Source organism: Secundilactobacillus kimchicus JCM 15530 (assembly GCF_001433995.1).
Classification (GTDB): Bacteria; Bacillota; Bacilli; order Lactobacillales; family Lactobacillaceae; genus Secundilactobacillus; species Secundilactobacillus kimchicus.
The window spans coordinates 379,812-397,806 of sequence record NZ_AZCX01000001.1 but is presented as its reverse complement, the minus strand read 5'-3'; the positions used below and the strand labels follow the sequence as shown (position 1 = coordinate 397,806).

Annotated in this window: 16 protein-coding genes and 1 tRNA gene; 13 read left to right on the top strand and 4 right to left on the bottom strand. The window is 45.2% G+C overall.

Annotated elements, in window-relative coordinates; all coding sequences use genetic code 11:
• Positions 1-123: 123 nt before the first annotated feature.
• Together FC96_RS02005 and argH are read left to right on the top strand one after the other, a co-directional pair.
• A complete protein-coding gene (locus FC96_RS02005) occupies positions 124-1,422 on the top strand; it encodes an argininosuccinate synthase (RefSeq protein WP_275452779.1) in 1,299 nt (432 codons plus the stop codon).
• The gene (argH, locus tag FC96_RS02000; protein ID WP_056941809.1) at positions 1,419-2,798 is read left to right on the top strand and encodes an argininosuccinate lyase; all 1,380 of its coding nucleotides are present in this window, start codon (positions 1,419-1,421) and stop codon (positions 2,796-2,798) included. Before FC96_RS02005 ends, argH begins: the two co-directional genes overlap by 4 nt.
• Positions 2,799-2,883: 85 nt before the next feature.
• On the opposite strand, the gene FC96_RS13100 is transcribed toward argH, so the two are convergent.
• Positions 2,884-3,054 (bottom strand): SPJ_0845 family protein, encoded by a 171-nt coding sequence (locus FC96_RS13100; RefSeq protein WP_164478850.1) that lies wholly within the window; start codon positions 3,052-3,054, stop codon positions 2,884-2,886.
• Positions 3,055-3,255: 201 nt separating this feature from the next.
• Between FC96_RS13100 and FC96_RS01995 the strand changes: the two genes are divergently transcribed.
• The 4 genes from FC96_RS01995 (at position 3,256) to obgE (ending at position 8,827) form a co-directional block, all read left to right on the top strand.
• A complete protein-coding gene (locus tag FC96_RS01995) occupies positions 3,256-4,731 on the top strand; it encodes an ABC transporter substrate-binding protein/permease (protein ID WP_056941808.1) in 1,476 nt (491 codons plus the stop codon).
• Positions 4,721-5,467: an amino acid ABC transporter ATP-binding protein gene (locus tag FC96_RS01990; RefSeq protein WP_056941807.1), complete on the top strand. Its 747-nt coding sequence runs from the start codon at positions 4,721-4,723 to the stop codon at positions 5,465-5,467. The genes FC96_RS01995 and FC96_RS01990 overlap by 11 nt, the downstream gene beginning before the upstream one ends.
• A 165-nt stretch (positions 5,468-5,632) precedes the next feature.
• Positions 5,633-7,420: an excinuclease ABC subunit UvrC gene (gene uvrC / locus FC96_RS01985; protein ID WP_056941806.1), complete on the top strand. Its 1,788-nt coding sequence runs from the start codon at positions 5,633-5,635 to the stop codon at positions 7,418-7,420.
• Positions 7,421-7,528: 108 nt separating this feature from the next.
• Positions 7,529-8,827 carry a GTPase ObgE gene (gene obgE / locus FC96_RS01980; RefSeq protein ID WP_056941805.1) on the top strand — a complete coding sequence of 433 codons (1,299 nt, stop codon included), beginning with the start codon at positions 7,529-7,531 and terminating at the stop codon, positions 8,825-8,827.
• A gap of 69 nt (positions 8,828-8,896) precedes the next feature.
• On the opposite strand, the gene FC96_RS01975 is transcribed toward obgE, so the two are convergent.
• Together FC96_RS01975 and FC96_RS01970 are read right to left on the bottom strand one after the other, a co-directional pair.
• Entirely contained in the window at positions 8,897-9,622 is a 726-nt protein-coding gene (locus tag FC96_RS01975; RefSeq protein ID WP_056941804.1) for a hypothetical protein, read from the bottom strand.
• Positions 9,623-9,637: 15 nt separating this feature from the next.
• Positions 9,638-9,910: a hypothetical protein gene (locus FC96_RS01970; protein WP_054659648.1), complete on the bottom strand. Its 273-nt coding sequence runs from the start codon at positions 9,908-9,910 to the stop codon at positions 9,638-9,640.
• Between the two features lie 150 nt (positions 9,911-10,060).
• Between FC96_RS01970 and rnz the strand changes: the two genes are divergently transcribed.
• The 5 genes from rnz to FC96_RS01945 all read left to right on the top strand — a co-directional run bounded on the left by rnz (position 10,061) and on the right by FC96_RS01945 (position 14,474).
• Positions 10,061-11,002 carry a ribonuclease Z gene (gene rnz / locus FC96_RS01965; RefSeq protein ID WP_054659646.1) on the top strand — a complete coding sequence of 314 codons (942 nt, stop codon included), beginning with the start codon at positions 10,061-10,063 and terminating at the stop codon, positions 11,000-11,002.
• A gap of 27 nt (positions 11,003-11,029) precedes the next feature.
• Complete coding sequence (locus FC96_RS01960; protein WP_054659644.1) at positions 11,030-11,389, top strand: LapA family protein; 360 nt, start codon at positions 11,030-11,032, stop codon at positions 11,387-11,389.
• Entirely contained in the window at positions 11,382-13,709 is a 2,328-nt protein-coding gene (gene recJ / locus FC96_RS01955; protein WP_056941803.1) for a single-stranded-DNA-specific exonuclease RecJ, read from the top strand. The genes FC96_RS01960 and recJ overlap by 8 nt, the downstream gene beginning before the upstream one ends.
• A gap of 15 nt (positions 13,710-13,724) precedes the next feature.
• The gene (locus tag FC96_RS01950; protein ID WP_056941802.1) at positions 13,725-14,246 is read left to right on the top strand and encodes an adenine phosphoribosyltransferase; all 522 of its coding nucleotides are present in this window, start codon (positions 13,725-13,727) and stop codon (positions 14,244-14,246) included.
• Positions 14,247-14,386: 140 nt separating this feature from the next.
• Positions 14,387-14,474: transfer RNA gene (locus FC96_RS01945), tRNA-Ser, on the top strand.
• A gap of 431 nt (positions 14,475-14,905) precedes the next feature.
• Here the strand turns inward: FC96_RS01945 and FC96_RS01940 are convergent.
• Positions 14,906-15,931 (bottom strand): baeRF6 domain-containing protein, encoded by a 1,026-nt coding sequence (locus FC96_RS01940; RefSeq protein WP_056941801.1) that lies wholly within the window; start codon positions 15,929-15,931, stop codon positions 14,906-14,908.
• A 254-nt stretch (positions 15,932-16,185) separates the two neighbouring features.
• Between FC96_RS01940 and FC96_RS01935 the strand changes: the two genes are divergently transcribed.
• Both FC96_RS01935 and FC96_RS01930 read left to right on the top strand, forming a co-directional pair.
• Positions 16,186-16,623, top strand: coding sequence for a universal stress protein (locus tag FC96_RS01935; RefSeq protein WP_054659748.1), 438 nt, complete (start codon positions 16,186-16,188; stop codon positions 16,621-16,623).
• A gap of 269 nt (positions 16,624-16,892) precedes the next feature.
• Complete coding sequence (locus FC96_RS01930; protein ID WP_056941800.1) at positions 16,893-17,891, top strand: SGNH/GDSL hydrolase family protein; 999 nt, start codon at positions 16,893-16,895, stop codon at positions 17,889-17,891.
• Positions 17,892-17,995: the final 104 nt, after the last annotated feature.

The window sequence follows — 17,995 nt, the reverse complement described above, 5'->3', positions numbered from 1 at the left end:
TTAATGTATATTAAACCTAATAAAACACTAAATAGTGTATAAAGAACAAAAAACTGTTGCATTATATGAATACTAGTGTTAATCTTTGTACCATTAAGTTTGAATTAGAAATGAGAGGGAATTATTATGACAGAAAATAAAAAAGTTGTTCTTGCTTATTCAGGGGGCTTAGATACATCAGTTGCGATTGCATGGTTAAAGGATAAGGGCTACGACGTGGTGGCGCTTTGCATTAACGTTGGAGAAGGAAAAGACCTCGATTTTATCAAGCAAAAAGCGCTCAATGTTGGGGCTATTAAAGCGTATGTGGTTGATGGATTAGATGAATTCGCTGACGATTATGCTTTGGTCGCGCTTCAAGCCAACGCATTTTATGAAGGTGAATACCCATTGATTTCCGCCTTATCGCGGCCGCTAATCAGTAAAAAACTAGTGGAGGTTGCGCAACAGGAAAACGCAGTGGCTGTTGCCCATGGTTGCACGGGTAAGGGGAACGATCAAGTCCGGTTTGAAGTGGCAATCCACGCGTTGAACCCGAACTTAGAGGTATTAAGTCCAGTTCGGGACTGGCACTGGTCACGGGAAGAAGAAATCGAATACGCTAAAGAACATAATATTCCGATCCCGATTGATTTAGACTCTCCTTACTCTATTGATGCAAATATTTGGGGCCGGGCTAACGAAGCGGGTGTTCTTGAGGATCCGTGGGTCGAGGCGCCAGAAGATGCGTTTGCCATTACAAACCCAATTGAAAAAACGCCGGACACGCCAGCGACGGTTGAGATTACATTTGAGGCTGGTAAGCCGGTTGCGTTAGATGGTCAATCAATGGGTTTTGCGGACTTGATTCAAGCCTTGAATACACTGGCTGGCGAACATGGTATCGGCCGAATTGACCATATCGAAAACCGGTTAGTCGGTATTAAGTCGCGGGAGGTTTATGAAGCACCAGCGGCCACCGTTTTATTGAAGGCCCACAAAGCGATGGAAGACTTAACTTTTGAGCGGGATTTAGCTCATTTTAAGCCGGTGATTGAAAAACAAGTCAGTGAAATGATCTATAATGCGCTGTGGTTCTCACCACTGATGGATGCAATGAAGGCGTTTATTGCGTCTACGCAAACGTTGGTTAACGGCGTTGTTCGGGTCAAGTTGTTTAAGGGCAACGTTGCCGTACTCGGTCGGAAGTCTGATTACTCACTGTATGACAAGGATTTAGCGACCTACACAGCCTCCGATTCCTTCGATCAAGAAGCAGCCGTTGGGTTTATTAAACTCTGGGGCTTGCCAACAACCGTTTACTCACAAGTTAAGATGAAAAACCAGCAATCGGCGTTTGTTAAAGCGGTAACTGAAGGGAAAAGCCAGGTCAAAGTGGCTGTTAAAACGAACGAAAAAGAACATGCGGGAGGTTCAAAATGAGTACCAAAAAACTTTGGGGTGGCCGGTTTCAAGAACAAGCGGCAGCCTGGGTTGATCAGTTTGGCGCCTCAATTTCATTTGACCAGTTAATGGCTGAAGAAGATATTGAGGGATCCCTGGCGCATGTTAAAATGCTGAAACACACCGGGATTTTATCGGCAACTGATAGTGATGAAATCATTGCTGGTTTGGAAGGCTTGCGAACGGATTTAGCTGCCGGCAAGCTCACCTTTACTGTTGAAAATGAAGACATTCATATGAATATCGAAAGTTTACTCACCAGTCGAATCGGCGCTGTTGCGGGTAAGCTTCACACGGCAAGGTCCCGAAACGATCAGGTTGCCACTGATTTTCATTTGTACGTTAAAAATCGGTTACCTCAAGTCATCGATGAAATTACCACAATCCAAAAAACGCTGGTCTCGTTAGCTGAACAAAATGTGACGACGATTATGCCTGGCTACACGCATCTACAACATGCCCAGCCCATCTCTTACGGTCACTATTTAATGGCGTACTATCAGATGCTTAAGCGCGATAAGGAGCGCTTCGAGTTTAATCAGGTACACACCGATGTTTCGCCGTTGGGAGCTGCGGCCTTGGCCGGCACGACCTTTCCAATTGATCGCCAGTTTACGGCAAATGAACTGGGATTTGCCTCGGTTTATGCTAACTCGTTAGACGCTGTATCCGATCGTGACTTTGCACTGGAGTTTTTAAGCAATAGTGCCATTTTGATGATGCATCTGTCCCGGTTCTGCGAGGAATTGAGTATGTGGGTCAGTCATGAATTCCAGTACTTAGAACTTAGTGATGCCTATACAACTGGAAGCTCAATTATGCCGCAGAAAAAAAACCCGGATATGGCGGAACTGATTCGAGGAAAGAGTGGTCGCGTCTACGGGCATTTAATGGGCTTACTAGCCACGATGAAGTCGCTCCCGCTCGCCTATAATAAGGATCTCCAAGAGGACAAAGAAGGGGTATTTGATACGGTTAAAACCGTGTTGCCTGCCCTTAAAGTGTTTAATGGAATGTTACAAACGGTCCATGTGAACAAGGAGCGGATGCAACAGGCTACGGAAAACGACTTTTCAAACGCCACGGAACTTGCCGATTATTTGGCGGCGAAGGGCGTTCCGTTCCGGGAAGCCCATGGGATCGTGGGTCAACTTGTTTTAAAAGGGATCCAAACGCATCAGAATTTACAAGATATGTCGTTAGAGACCCTTCAACAGGCTGCCCCTCAAATCGAGGCTGACGTCTATCACGACCTACAATCTGATGTAGCTGTCGAACGCCGTCATTCAGAGGGTGGCACTGGCTTTGATCAGGTGAAGGCTCAAATTGCCGCTGCGAAAGAAGCCTTAAGCTAACAATTAATTGACCGACACAAAAAAGTAGAACCACATCTTGAAAGGACTCAAGATGTGGTTCTACTTTTTTTATGACGACGCCATCTTACTTGTGGTAGTCGCGGTGTTCTTTAATTAGCTCTTTTGCTTTCTTGGTTTCGTCTTGGTGATCGGCCTTTTTTAAGAACTTGTCTCGCTTATCGTCCGTTAAATCGAGTTCGGCAAATTTACCAAATTCGGCGTTTAAGTCATCTTCTCGCTTAAATTTTAATCCCATGGGCTCATCTCCTTATCACCCCATATCTTAGCAGAATTTGTTCTAAAAGTCATGACAAAGGCGGAATTGCAATAGTGAATTGTATAAAACAGTGGATATAAGCTAATTAAATGTATAAAAAGAACTTTTGTAGAAATTTTATTGCATAAAGAATAAAAAAGGTGTATTGTTGATTTTATTAAAAATTAACGAGAGGGAGTCATGCGTGTGAAGGGGTTATTTAATAAAATAGCACAATCAGTTTTGATTGCTGCTGTGACGCTATTATTCTTGGGTGGCTTGGCGACAACTGGCCATGCCGCAGATGATTCATTAAAAACGGTTGAGGACAAAGGAACGTTGGTCGTGGCTACGTCGCCCGATTATCCGCCATATGAATTTCAAGCGACCGTTCATGGAAAATCCAAGGTTATTGGGATGGATATGGACGTGATGAAGAAAGTCGCGAAAGATCTTGGCGTCAAGTTGGAAATCAAGAGTATGAACTTTGATTCATTACTGGTGGCGATTCAAACTGGTAAAGCAGATGTTGCAGTTGGGGGGATCAACCCAACTGCTGAACGTCGGCAGAGTGTGGATTTTTCGGATATCTACTATCTTGGTGGTCAAAGCTTTCTGATTAACAAAACAGATGCTGGCAAGTATAAGAATCGGTCAGACTTAAAGGGTCTCAAGATTGGTGCTCAGACGGGAACCTTACAGTACAACTTAGCCAAGCAAAAAATTCCAGGTGCTCAAGTCAAGGGAATGGATAAATCTACCGACCTTGTGCTCGCGTTGAAAACACACAAAATTGACGCGTTAGGAATTGAAACGCCTTCAGCTGAAGCTTATGTGAAAAATGATAAGAGTTTGGCAATGATTAATTCAGGTTACAAGCTGGATAAGAATGAAGTTGGCGCTGCTATTGCTGCCAAAAAAGGCTCTGATGCGTTAATCAACGCAATGAATAAGTCAGTTGCCACAATCAACAAAGATAACTTGACCGATCAATACCTAGCTGATGCTGGTAAGTATATGAAGGTCAACACCCAAAACACAACGATGTGGCATTATTCAAATTACTTTGTCACCGGGGTAGAATATACGTTACTGATTTCTGCCGTTTCAGTCGTGATTGGGGTCCTATTAGGAACGCTGCTAGCACTGATGCGGTTTAGTAAAAACAAATTATTGCATGGTCTCGCAGTGGCCTATATTGAATTTGTTCGTGGGACACCGTTGATGGTTCAAGTGATGTTTGTTTATTTTGGAATTGGAATTATTGTTAACATTCCAGCACTGCTATCCGGGATTATTGCGGTTTCGTTGAACAGTGGGGCGTATGTGGCCGAAATTATCCGTAGTGGGATTGATTCAGTGGCTAAGGGCCAAACGGAGGCTGCTTCGAGTTTGGGCTTGTCGAAGGGTGATACCATGCGGTTTGTCATTTTGCCTCAGGCCATTCGAAACATTTGGCCAGCGCTTGGTAACGAGTTTATTTCACTAATTAAGGAAAGTTCGATTGTTTCCATTATTGGTGTGACGGATTTGATTTACCAGACCAACATTGTCCGGGCAGATACCTACCGTGGTGTTATGCCGATCTTTATCACGATGTTGATATACTTCGTCATCACATTCCTGTTAACCCGGGTCTTGAACCACTATGAAGGGAAGATGAAACATGCAAGATAAAACAATCATTCAAGTTGAACACCTTGAAAAGAAATATGGCGATACCGAAGTCCTTAAAGAAATTGACGGCACGGTTAAAAGTGGTCAGGTCATCTGTGTCATTGGCCCATCTGGAGCGGGGAAAAGCACGTTCTTGCGTTGTTTAAATTTGTTAGAGCGCCCAACAAGTGGCCAGGTGTTATTTGAAGGAACCGATCTTGTTTCGTTGAAGGAATCCGCTGTGATGAACTTGCGGGAGCGGATGGGAATGGTTTTCCAAAACTTCAATCTATTCCCCAATATGACCGTGCTGGAAAACTTAAAACTCGCGCCTGTGCGGGTTAAACATTTAAGTGATGGCGAGGCCGTTAAAAAGGCCCAGGAACTATTAGACCGAGTAGGATTGGGTGAAAAAGCTGACGCGTACCCTGCTAGTCTTTCTGGCGGGCAACAGCAACGGGTCGCCATTGCCCGAGCCCTGGCAATGGATCCGGAAGTCATGCTATTTGACGAGCCAACTAGTGCCTTGGATCCGGAGATGGTGGGCGAAGTGCTGCAAGTCATGCAAGAGCTAGCAAATGAGGGCATGACAATGGTTGTGGTCACCCATGAAATGGGCTTTGCTAAAGAGGTCGCCGATGAAGTGTGGTTTATGGCGGACGGCTATATCCAAGAACGAAACGAGCCAAATGCATTTTTTGCGGACCCGCAAACGCAACGGGCCCAAGATTTTATTAGTAAAATCATTGGTGCCTAGTAGTGGGTTAAGGTGTAATAAGTAAATGGTGGTCAACTCGGCAGACGAGTTGACCACCATTTTAGTTTTAAAAACTGTTTTGGAATGGTCAGGCGGGTTGATTGAAGCAAACGTGCATTCGGGTTATAATAAGTGGTTAACAAAAAGGAAACGGAGGCATCGCCCTTGGCGTCAGAATATCTAGAACATAAATTAGCCTTGTTGCCCGGCATGCCTGGCATTTATATGATGAAAAACATTAATGGGCACATCATCTACGTTGGAAAAGCCAAAAATTTAAAAAATCGGGTGCGCTCATACTTCAAAAGCAGTCATGAGGGTAAGACGGCTCGACTCGTTTCGGAAATTGCGGACTTTGAAACGATTGTGACTTCCACTGACAAAGAAGCGTTTTTGTTAGAAATTACGATGATTCAAAAGCACCAACCCCATTACAACATTAAGCTTAAACAGGGTACTGGGTACCCGTACATTAAAATTACGAATGAACGCGATCCCAAAATGGCAATTGTCAGCACGGTGCGAAAAGATGGGGCCTATTATTTTGGCCCGTATCCTAACGTGTATGCAGCCGAAGAAACGATGCATTTTCTGCAAAAGGTTTATCCACTTCGGCGGTGTAACGGCTACCAAGGTCGTCCATGTTTGTATTACCATATGGGTCAATGCTTAGGTGCTTGTTTTCAGGAAGTGCCAGAGGCGACGTACCGAAAACAAATTGAGCGTATTAAGTCGTTTTTGAACGGAAATGTGACAGCAATTAAAAAGCATCTCACCACCCAAATGAATCAAGCGGCTGATAAGTTAGAATACGAACGGGCCGCTGAATTACGGGATCAGATGCACTATATTGAAGTGACAGTTGAGAAGCAAAAGATCATTTCGACGGACCAAACGCCACGGGATATCTTTAATTTCTATTTGGACAAAGGTTGGCTTTCGGTTCAAATTTTCTTCATTCGGCAGGCCCGTCTGTTAAAGCGGGAAAAGCGACTCTTTCCAATTGTGAGTGATGCCGTTGAAGAAATGACGACGTTTATTATGCAGTTTTACAGTCAGAAAAATAACGTCTTGCCAAAGGAAATCTTGGTACCTGAGTCACTGCCTAAGGACGTCTTAGAAACCGTGATATCCGTTCCCATCAGAACGCCGCAGCGTGGGGAGAAACGTGCGTTGCTTGATATGGCCGCTAAAAACGCGCGGTTGGTCCTAGAAGAAAAGTTCCGGTTGTTGGCGTTAGACGAACAAAAGACAACGGGGGCAATGCGCGAGATTACGGATGCGCTTGGGATTCGTCCTGGTCATCGGATTGAAGCCTTTGACCACTCTCATATTCAAGGCGCTGATTTAGTGTCGGCCATGGTTGTGTATGAAGACGGTCAGCCTAACAAAAACCTGTATCGAAAGTACAAGTTGCGGACCGTTGACCATGCGGATGAAGCGGGAAGTACACGCGAGGTAATTCGGCGCCGCTACACCCGGTTGCTGAAGGAACATGCCGAGCTACCTGATTTAATTTTGATGGATGGTGGTCCCATCCAATTGGAAGCTGCTAAGGATGTACTAGAAAACGAATTAGGTCTGACGGTCCCGGTAGCTGCCATGGTTAAAAATGACAAGCACAAAACATCGGATTTGTTGGCAGGTGTTAACGATGCACCACTGCACCTAGACCCCAAGTCACAAGGATTTTACCTGTTACAGCGAATACAAGATGAAGTTCACCGTTTTGCGATTACATTCCATCGCAAAACGCACGCTAAAAACGCGTTGAGTTCTCGACTGGATAGTATTGAAGGCGTTGGGCCAAAGACGCGAACTAAATTGTTAAAGAAGTACGGATCGCTGAAAAAAATTGCTGAGGCATCAGTTGAAGAATTGCACGGTCTAGGAATCTCTGAGACCGTTGCTACAACAATTCATCTCACTTTAAGTGGGGTGCAAAGTCATTAACTGTTCAAAATCCGCTTGAATTTAAGAAAAGCTCTAGTAATTTCAAGGGTTTCATAAGATAATAGGACAGTTGGAAACAATTCGGATTTAAAGAAAATGGAGACTAAAATGTTTGTAGATCACGTGACGATTAATATTAAAGCCGGAACCGGTGGTAACGGAATGGTGGCCTTCAGACGCGAAAAGTACGAGCCCAATGGCGGCCCGGCTGGTGGCGACGGTGGTCGCGGCGGAAGCGTTATTTTTAAAGTCGATGAAGGCCTACGAACGCTGATGGATTTTCGGTATAACCAAAAGTTTAAAGCGCCTGCCGGCCAAAATGGCGGTATCAAGAGCATGACTGGCCGCAGTGCAACAGATAAAGTCATTTTTGTCCCGCAAGGAACGACTTTGATTGACGATGAGACGAATACGGTCATTGCCGATCTCACCAATCCCGGCGATGAAATTGTTGCGGCGGCTGGCGGTCGTGGTGGTCGTGGTAATATTCATTTTGCGAGTCCAACCCATCCGGCCCCTGAAATTGCTGAAAACGGTGAACCGGGCGAGGAACGTCGCGTTCGTTTGGAATTAAAACTCCTGGCCGATGTTGGATTGATTGGCTTCCCATCGGTTGGAAAGTCGACGTTATTGGCGGCCATTACCAGTGCAAAGCCTAAAATTGCAGACTACCATTTTACAACTTTGACACCGAACCTTGGAATGGTTAAGTTGGCCGATGGCCGTGACTTTGCAGTTGCAGATTTACCTGGGTTAATTGAGGGCGCCGCTGATGGTGTTGGATTAGGGATTGAATTTCTACGGCACATTGAACGAACGCGGGTCTTATTGCATCTGATTGATGTCAGTGGTTTCGAAGCGCGCGATCCGTATGATGACTTTTTGAAGATTAATGCGGAATTGGCCAAATATGATCCAGAATTATTGAACCGACCGCAGATTGTGGTGGCTACTAAGATGGATTTACCAGATTCGGCTGACCACTTTGAGAAGTTAAAAGCCAAGCTTGCGACGGATACGACCTTAAAAACGGCGCCAATTCTCATGGCGATTTCTAGTGTCACGCATGAGGGGCTGACCCCCTTGATCGAAAAAACGGCCACGCTTCTGGACGAAACGCCGGTCTTCCCAATTAAGGGAATTGATGATCTTGAGATGAAGATTCAAACAAATCTTGAGGATGAACCCGCATTTACAATCGATCAAGCTGAAGACGGCACTTGGGTGTTATCAGGACGAAAACTAGAACGGTTGTACATGATGGCCGATTTAGATCATGAAGACAGTATTTTAAGATTCTCGCGACAGTTACGCGGGATGGGTGTGGACGATGCTTTGCGTGAGCGTGGTGCAAAGAACGGCGATCTAGTCGCAATTGACGACTTCACATTTGAATTTGTTGAATAGCCACAGGCATTGTTATAACTGTTGGGCAATTCAAAAAACCGATGAAAAATTTCACCGGTTTTTTTGTGGCTATAAACGGAATTCGAGTGAATCGGGTTGGGGTGAGAGCGGCTGACCTGCTGTTGTAAAACTACCGGAAAATTGAATAGTTAAGGCCGTTGTCGTAGTTCCCTTGGGGCCAGCAAAAGCCATAGCGGAGAAGGTCCGTTGACCATTGGCGGGGATCAGTTGACCAGCGCTCGGGTCGCTGAGGCCACTAGCGGTTGTGACACTTGCACCGCTGGTTAGCTTTATGCCCTTAATTCCATCGGTCAGAACAGCTCGGTGACGGTAGTTTTTGACCGTGAACTTTAGCTGAATCGTTTGGTAGGGGTTCGGTAACTCAGGCATACTTAGTGCTTGTTTGGCCATTGCAAGGGCCTGATCAGTTTTAGCCTGGTTGCTGATCACTTTGACTTGGGTAAAGGTAATCCGAAGCCCCTTACTGTGTACTTGATACCGTCCCTTTTGAGTTGTTTTAAGGGTGAGTTTTGTGCCGACTTTATCGTATGAAAACTCGCCCGGAAGCTGTAAGAGTCCCGACTTTTGATAGTGGGGATTGCGCTTGTCGGTGGCAGGAACCGTGTAATTTTTCATGGTTGCCTTTTTTTCGGGCCGGTTTGGGTTGTCACTGCTACTACTTGGCTCAGAGCTGGCAGTTGAGCTGGATTTGGGGTGATGGGGCTGTTGACAGGCGGCTAGGACGAAACCGGTAAACAGGGTTAAGAGGGCCACCGTAAGACGATTAAGACGCATAATAAGGCTCCTTTATTATTTGAATAGTAACCAACCGTCACTTTGACGGATACCGAAGATCCGGTGAGCCGGAGGGGAGACAATTAGTAGGTCGGTGCTTTGGGCAATTAATTGCGGTTTGAACGCAGCAACGGTTAACGGTGTGTGGTCTGTTGATCCAGTAATTAGGACAAAGTGGTCGGCACTTGTTCCGGTACTGATAATCGGAATTGGGGGCGTGGCTTCAAGTCCTAATTTTAAACGACCATCGAGCCGTTCTATTAAACTAGTGAGTTCGTGAAGGCGCATTTGAAATTCTCCATTTCACTAAATTCTGACGAATTCATTATCAAATAGCTCTCTTAAGTATGCTACAATTGAACGGTTATGATAAGCCTTTTAAGCGAAAAGTTTGGGGCTGTTGATGAACGGAATAGATAGATAGAAGAGGAATGAACCATGCAAATTGAATTTTTAGGGACCGGAGCCGGAGCTCCCGGCAAGTTTCGTAACGTCAGCAGCTTAGCACTGCGGTTACTAGACGAACGCAATTCTGTTTGGTTGTTTGATGCCGGTGAAGGCACCCAACATCAGATTTTACGGACGACTTTAAAACCAAGAAAAATTGATAAGATATTTGTCACTCACTTGCATGGCGACCACATTTTTGGCTTGCCTGGTCTGTTAAGCAGTCGATCCTTTCAAGGCGGTGACGATAAGCTGACGATTTATGGTCCCAAGGGCATTCGAAACTTTGTCCTGACCAGTATGCGAGTTTCCGAAACGAAATTATCGTATTATATTGATTTTGTTGAATTAACGGATGGTGGCAAAGTTTTTGAAGACAGTAAGTTTACGGTCTACGCAGCGCACCTTGATCATAAAATTGAGTCGTTTGGTTATCGGGTTGAAGAACATGATCACGATGGTGAGTTACTAGTTGAAAAACTACAAGCTGACCAGGTACCCTCTGGTCCCGTTTATGGAAAACTCAAAAAAGGCGAAACGGTGACCCTACCAGATGGTCGGGTTTTACACGGACAAGAGTATATCGGTCACGCGCAGAAAGGCCGTATTGTCACCATTTTGGGTGATACAAGAAAAACGTTGAATAGTGAAAAACTAGCCAAAAATGCCGATGTTTTGGTCCATGAGAGTACTTTTTCAAAAGACGAAGCGACCCTTGCCCGAAACTATTATCACTCAACAAATGTGCAAGCAGCTGAGATTGCCAAAAAGGCCCACGTGGGTCGTTTGCTACTCAATCATATTTCTGCGCGATACACAGGCAAAATGGCTCACGAACTTGAACGTGAAGCGCAAACGGTTTTTGCTAATACAAAGGTCGTCAAGGATTTTGACTTAATTGATGTTCCATTTGATAAAGAACGAGAATCGTAGTTAGGATACGTCTGGGGGTGAGAGTCTATGAAGCAACAAGGAAAGGTAATTGGGGCAATCCTGTTAATTATTTTAATTGCGCTTTTTGCACTCCTCAACACAACGGTTGTCCCCGTTAATTTTGGTGTGGCCGTGTTTACGTGGCCATTGGTTCTGATTATTTTGGTCGCGGTTTTAGCAGGAGCCGTTTTGATGTTTTTGATTGGGACGCTCACCAGCTTCAAATCACGCCGTGAATTGCGGGCTCAGTCTGATGCCCAACTTAAGGAACTTTCGGTCTTAACAGCTGAGAATAAAGCATTGAAGCGGCAGGCTGGTCAACCGGCTATCACCTCTGAGGCAAAAGTAGAAAAAACCAAGTTAGAAAAGGATGACGCCCGTGATTAATTCCCATTATGATTGGCAGTTTAAAAATGCGAACGACGCAAGTTCAGAAGCGGAAGAATTAGCAAGTGCATTGTCGGTTGAGCCGTTGATTGCGCAGATTTTGATTAATCGGGGCTATCAATCGGTTGCGTCAGCCACGGCCTTTTTACACCCAGATTTAAGTCAATTGGTTGATCCATTTCTCATGCATGACATGCAAGTTGGGACGGAACGCATTCAAGCGGCGATTATGGCTGGCGAAAAAATTACAATCTACGGCGACTATGATGCAGACGGGGTGACCAGTACCGCCATTATGTACGATACTTTACTACAACTTGGCGCCGAGGTGGACTATTTTATTCCCAACCGGTTCGTTGATGGCTACGGGCCAAATGCGGCAGCGTTTGAACGCTTGATTAAGGCTGGAACGCAACTTATTGTAACCGTGGATAACGGGGTCTCCGGTCATGATGCAATTGCTAGGGCGAACGAATTAGGTGTTGAAGTTGTGGTGACCGATCACCATGAACTCCCAGAAATTTTACCAGATGCAGCTGCCATTATTCACCCGCGTCATCCCCAAGGACAGTATCAATTTGGCGGTCTTTCGGGGGCTGGTGTGGCCTTTAAAGTGGCAACTGCGCTGTTAGAAGAAATTCCTCAAGAATTGCTTGATTTGGCGGCAATCGGGACCGTTGCCGATTTGGTGCCAATAGTTGGTGAAAACCGAGTATTGGTGACAACTGGTTTAAAACTTTTAGCCGCAACGGAACGTCCAGGGTTGCAAGCCTTAATGGCTGGGGCTGGTATTAAGCCAGAAACTCTGGATGAGCAGTCCATTGGTTTTGGTATTGCACCGCGGTTAAATGCCTTGGGCCGACTGGACGATGCAGCTCCGGCAGTGGAGTTGCTAACGACGCTTGACCCCGACCAAGCGCAGTCGTTAGCTGATTTGACAGAAAGTCAAAACAAGTATCGGCAAAAATTAGTAGCTGACATCTCAAAGGAAGCCCTTCAACAAGCTGAAGACGAGGCACATAGTGGGCATCCGACTGCGTTGATTGTTGGTGAAAATTGGCATGAAGGAGTCCTTGGAATTGTGGCCAGTAAAGTCGTCGAGGCAACGGGTAAACCAGCGGTTGTTTTAAGTCGAAGCAAGGATGGGATGACCGCAAAAGGTTCGGGCCGAAGCGTTGCCGGGTTTAATCTTTTTGAAGCTTTTGATGATCAACGAGATTTACTGGTGGCTTTTGGGGGGCATGCAGCAGCGGTCGGCATGACGGCGAAAGCTACCGAGTTGGACGCGTTGCAGAGGGCTTTTGATGCGGCAGCGGCTAAGCAGCAGCTGGCTGATCAGCCCAAGCCAACCTTGCCTATTGCGGCGCGGTTATCGGCTGGGGAGGTCACGCAAAAGCTGTATCAGCAATTGCACGAGTTGGCCCCGTTTGGAACGGACAATCCCGTACCGTTATTTGCTTTTTCGCCAGCTTCCGTTAATGACGTTAAAGCAATTGGGGCAGCTGGCAATCACTTGAAATTTAAAGTGGTTGATGGCGCACATTCGGTTGACGCGATTGATTTTGGTGATGGCGCATTTGCGACTGAACTGGCTGCAGCTCCTACGCAGGTTTCGTTGGTTGCTCAACTAAGCGTGAACGTTTGGCAGGGCCGAACAACAATGCAGCTGATGGTTAAAGACATTGCGCTGACCGGGTTAGTCTTTGAAGACCAACGGACACAAACGTTGCGGCAATCCATGTTCACTCAAACCGGCGTCTATGCTTTCTTTAATCCTAAACTATACGACCAATTGCAGCCGCAATTACCGGCGGGGGCTACGAGTTGGCTATTGGCCGATGCTGATCGGGTGCCCCTAATCAAAACGCCTGTCCTGTATTTGGTTGACTGTCCAACGACGTTAGTGGACCTTGAATCCGCATTAACCCATATCAGAGCTCAAAAAATCGTGGCGTATTTTTACACAAAACAAAGTCATTACCTTTTAGGGGTGCCAGATCGGCAACAGTATGCTAAACTATTTAGGTTCGTTAAAGCGCACCATGATGTTGATGTTAGCCACCGGCTAGCTGAATTAGCTAAGTACTTGCAACTGGACCAGGACCAGTTAGTGTTTATGATTCAAAACTTTATCGAGTTGCACTTTGTCAACGTCACAAATGGATTGATGAACGCAACGGTTGCGCCCGATAATCAACCAATCGAAAGCGCGCCAAGTTACGTGACTCGTCAACAACAAATTAAAACGGAAAAACAATTGCTGTATAGTGAAACGCCAGCGTTGCGAGAGTTGGTTTTATCCTATGTGGCAGAAGAATAAAGGAGCTATGACAATATGGCTATGGATTTGAAGCAATACATCGCAACGGTTCCCGATTACCCGGAACCAGGGGTGATGTTTCGAGACATCTCACCACTAATGGCAGATGGCGAGGCCTATCGCTATGCGACTGACCAACTCGTTGACTATGCTAAGAGCAAGAATGTTGAAATGATTGCTGGCCCTGAAGCCCGTGGTTTTATCGTGGGTTGTCCGGTCGCTTATGAACTGGGCGTTGGCTTTGCACCAGCAAGAAAACAGGGGAAGTTACCGCGGGCAACAGTTAAGGCAACCTATGACCTCGAATATGGCAAGGAATCTGCCCTATACTTGCACAAAGATGCGATTAAACCAGGCCAGCGGGTCCTAGTGATGGATGATTTGCTGGCAACTGGTGGGACGATTGGCGCCACCATCAAGTTGGTTGAAGACCTTGGTGGCATTGTCGTTGGAACGGCCTTTATCATTGAATTGAAGGATCTTCATGGTCGAGACAAAATTAAAGGCTACGATACGTTTAGCTTGATGGAATATTAAAGCATTGATCACGGTGTCCGGATTGAGTGTTTTTTAGCCAATCCTTCGAAGCAAACAACCGAAGAAACCGTGATTTTGTCGAGGTTTCACTTGCATCAAAGCACAATTTTGGTATAATTATTTAGTACCGAAATTGTTATGGAGAGTTGGCAGAGTGGTAATGCACCGGACTCGAAATCCGGCGAACCGGCTAATACCGGCGCGCAGGTTCAAATCCTGTACTCTCCTTAGTGCACTATGTATCGCTCACGATGGTAACTTGAAAGTTGCTGTTGTGGGCCTTTTTATTTTTCTGGAGGCAAGAGATAACGGGGATCGTTGGTTTTATCTCATCACTTTGTATGTTGTGCTAGTAATTAGTCACCCTTAATAAGTTATCTCGGAGATCGTTCTATCCATCAAGGCGACAAGATGGGCGGGGCACTTGTCACCCCATTGGCCGGACTAAAGTGGTCGATTATGTCAGTCTTTTCCAAGACCAAATTGGCGATAACCAGCATAATTCAGAAATGAGTCGTCATCAAAAAAAGCGACCAGTCAGAAGTTACGGACTGGTCGCTTTTTATTAAAAAGTTGATTTAGAGGTAATTTGTACGATACAGGTTTCTTTTTATTGGACGTTCAGTGTCAGGCAAGACTATTTGGTACCTGCAAAAGCCTTATTTGTATAACGTCGCTTGAACGAGTGGGACACTGTCGTTTTCCTCGGTCAGGACTGAGACTGTTTTACCTTCACGGAGCGCGAGCTGGATTAACTGGTTGACTGAATCAACCATATCATCTGCTTCGGCTTCCAACTTACTTTTACTGTTGACGTACAATGAACGAACTTGTCCTTGGGTAAGTGCTAACGAAATATCATCGATGGTCACCACAGTATTGTGGTTTGCGGCATCTTGAAGTTGGGCTTCCGTCTCGTTGGTGACCTGTTCATTGACGAATTCATCCACAACCTTTTTCAATTCAGCCGGTGTCAGGTTGGCGACAGATTTTGCGATTTCTGCTTTATACAGGTTTAACTTTTGGTTTAATTTGCGGAAAAGTTGCGTATTTTTTGATAATCCTGCTAAAACAAAGGTTGTTTTCTGGAGTGTTTCTGATTGCCCTAAGAAAGCCAAAATCTCGCGGTAGTAACGTTCTTGATCAATGGCCTTTTCTTGGCTGGTTTCGTTGTGCCCATGGTAGCTAGTTTGACCTGCCTGAGTTGAAAAATTCAAAGCCCCACCGCGCTTTTCAGTACCTAGGGTTTCGGTTAAGGAACCGGGCATGTCGGCCATTGTGATTGGGACCATTTCAGATTTAGACCAGTTGTAAAGAGCATACGTATCTTGGTTCAAGGATAAAACCGTGAATTCTTGGTTTTGTTGTTCTCCCAAGATTGAAACAAAGTCCGGCGTGTCACGAATTGAAAGCGCGGTGGTTACCTGACTTGCTCTTGGCAAATAAACGCCATTACTGTCGGCGGTGGACATCGCAATCGTCACGCCAGCATAGGGCAGTGGGGTGTCCAACAAATCGTTGATTTGTTGAGCAAGGCTAACATTGTTTAATTCTGATAGGGCGTTTTTTAAGCGAATAGGCTCCCCATCATCCGTTGCCAATGCCTTTAAATTAATGGTCAGGGTCGCAACTGGGGCCGTTAAATGAGTTGTCGCTAAATCGTGAATCGTCGTCTCTGTTAACATATCCAACACTCCTTTGTCGTATGACGCAGTAGGTTAAAAATGAGAACCGTTTCCAAATATCGAAAACGGTTTCAAGCCTTGTTTATATTATAAGCGACCAATTTGACGAGTGCAATTCATGCGATGTATTATTTTGGGTTTGGAGTGCCTAGAATGTGCTGACAAAAAAGTGTAAGCGGTTTAGTTGAATTAGTTCGAACCATCCGTTTATAATTTAAACTAGAAAGACGCGTTAGGAAAGGAGCGAGTTCATGATGTATCAACACATTTTAGTTCCCTTAGACGGTAGTGACAATTCCAAACAAGCATTAGCTGAAGCCATCGCTTTAGCTAAAACTTTTGGCTCTTCGGTCACGTTACTAACGGTGATCAATGAAGGTTCATTTTATATTACGGCGGGTAATGTGCCCTACAACTATTCAGACGAGTTGAAGCGGCGAGCTGAAGAAATTGAGGCAGAAGGAAAGCGGGTGGCAGAGGCTGCCGGAATTAATGTGAACACGGTTGTTTTAAAGGGGATTCCTAAGAATATCATCGCCACTTTTTCCGATGATGCCGATATTGACTTAATTGTGATCGGCAAGTCTGGGGCTGATGCATTAGATCGGTTGTTAATTGGCTCAACAACCGCGTATGTTGTTCGGAATGCAAAGGTTCGCGTCCTCGTTGTCAATGAAGATGAGCACAAGTAATTGAAATAGTGCGCCTGTTGTTTAGGTTGCGGTTATATCAGCTAGTATGAACTAGTGGGTATAACCGTTTTTTTTGTTCAGGATGTGGCCATCCTGGTGTTAAAGGGGACTGGTTATCAAGGTGAAAAGCGCTTGTTTTTCAAGCTTAATGCGGTATATTGGAACGTGTGAGTTCATTTGTTTGAAAAAAGTATTCTGTTTGAAAAGCTTTTGTAACGTTGAACCAGTATGATTGAAGTAATGTTGATTAGGTGGAGGAGAATTCTTGTATGCAAGTTAGTAAAAAACAGGTTGCTTTGATGGCCAGCTTGGGCCTATTATTTGGTGCTTTGCTTGGGGGACAAACAAAGACCGGTCACGCCGCAAAGGTGACGGACCCTTACCAGATTAAAACGACAGAAAAGATAACCGCGCGGCTTCGCTTAAAGCCAGCAGCTGCTCAGGCGGATAGTAAAGTTTATATGTGGAGCAAGCCATACCGCTCTAGCGTCTCTGCTAAAAAAATTCATTTGATGAAAAACTATAAGAACCGAACTTTTGTGGCCACTAAACAAGCCACAATGAATAATGGTTTAGTTTATTATTACGGCCACATTCAAAACAATGATAAAGTTGTGGGATGGGTGTATAAAGGCGCCCTGAAGCAATCTAATATGGCTGCCTTCGGTGATTCGATCACGAAAGGGTGGACCGGTGTCGATTACGCAACTAATCCTTATCCGGCACTGATCGGATCTGCGATGGGAATTAACGTTGTCAACAAAGGCGAAAATAGCGGGAAAGTCGTTGGTGATACCAACCTTGACCTAACGTATAACGTTGACCACACCAAATTGGCGAGCTATGATTACGCAACGGTTGCATATGGTGTTAACGACTACTTTAAAACGGAAACCATCTACTCGGTTGAAGAAACTTTAGACCGCGAGTTGACGGCTATGAAAAAAGCCAACCCTAAACTGCAGATTTTTGCGTTCTTGCCACTTGATGCCTACGTTAAAGATAAGGAAAGTGGTCAATTTGGCTTAGCAAATGTCACAAACTACACCGAATATACACTTTCAGATTTAGTTGATCTGGAAAAGTCGGTTTATGCTAAACACAAAATTCCCGTTTTGGATTGGCGGGAGTATGAGTCAGAAATCATTGATACTAAGAACGGTTATCCATGTGCATCATTTGGTGATAACCGGTTGCATCCAACTCAAGAAACCTATGATAAGATGGCTAAAATTATGGAAACTTTCTTGGATAAAAACATGAAGTAAAAAAACCGCCCTTCACACGCTGTGAGGCCTACCCCTAAAGTTAAAGTGAAATCACTCTAATTTTGGGGGTAAGCTTCACTGGTGAAGGGCGGTTTTGCGTGGTC

Bases quoted from the DNA above. Each gene is read 5' to 3' on its own strand.
- argH (WP_056941809.1), top strand. From the start codon at position 1,419: ATGAGTACCAAAAAACTTTGGGGTGGCCGGTTTCAAGAACAAGCGGCA.
- FC96_RS13100 (WP_164478850.1), bottom strand. From the start codon at position 3,054: ATGGGATTAAAATTTAAGCGAGAAGATGACTTAAACGCCGAATTTGGT.
- FC96_RS01995 (WP_056941808.1), top strand. From the start codon at position 3,256: ATGCGTGTGAAGGGGTTATTTAATAAAATAGCACAATCAGTTTTGATT.
- FC96_RS01990 (WP_056941807.1), top strand. From the start codon at position 4,721: ATGCAAGATAAAACAATCATTCAAGTTGAACACCTTGAAAAGAAATAT.
- obgE (WP_056941805.1), top strand. From the start codon at position 7,529: ATGTTTGTAGATCACGTGACGATTAATATTAAAGCCGGAACCGGTGGT.
- FC96_RS01975 (WP_056941804.1), bottom strand. From the start codon at position 9,622: ATGCGTCTTAATCGTCTTACGGTGGCCCTCTTAACCCTGTTTACCGGT.
- FC96_RS01970 (WP_054659648.1), bottom strand. From the start codon at position 9,910: ATGCGCCTTCACGAACTCACTAGTTTAATAGAACGGCTCGATGGTCGT.
- rnz (WP_054659646.1), top strand. From the start codon at position 10,061: ATGCAAATTGAATTTTTAGGGACCGGAGCCGGAGCTCCCGGCAAGTTT.
- FC96_RS01960 (WP_054659644.1), top strand. From the start codon at position 11,030: ATGAAGCAACAAGGAAAGGTAATTGGGGCAATCCTGTTAATTATTTTA.
- FC96_RS01950 (WP_056941802.1), top strand. From the start codon at position 13,725: ATGGCTATGGATTTGAAGCAATACATCGCAACGGTTCCCGATTACCCG.
- FC96_RS01940 (WP_056941801.1), bottom strand. From the start codon at position 15,931: ATGTTAACAGAGACGACGATTCACGATTTAGCGACAACTCATTTAACG.
- FC96_RS01935 (WP_054659748.1), top strand. From the start codon at position 16,186: ATGTATCAACACATTTTAGTTCCCTTAGACGGTAGTGACAATTCCAAA.
- FC96_RS01930 (WP_056941800.1), top strand. From the start codon at position 16,893: ATGCAAGTTAGTAAAAAACAGGTTGCTTTGATGGCCAGCTTGGGCCTA.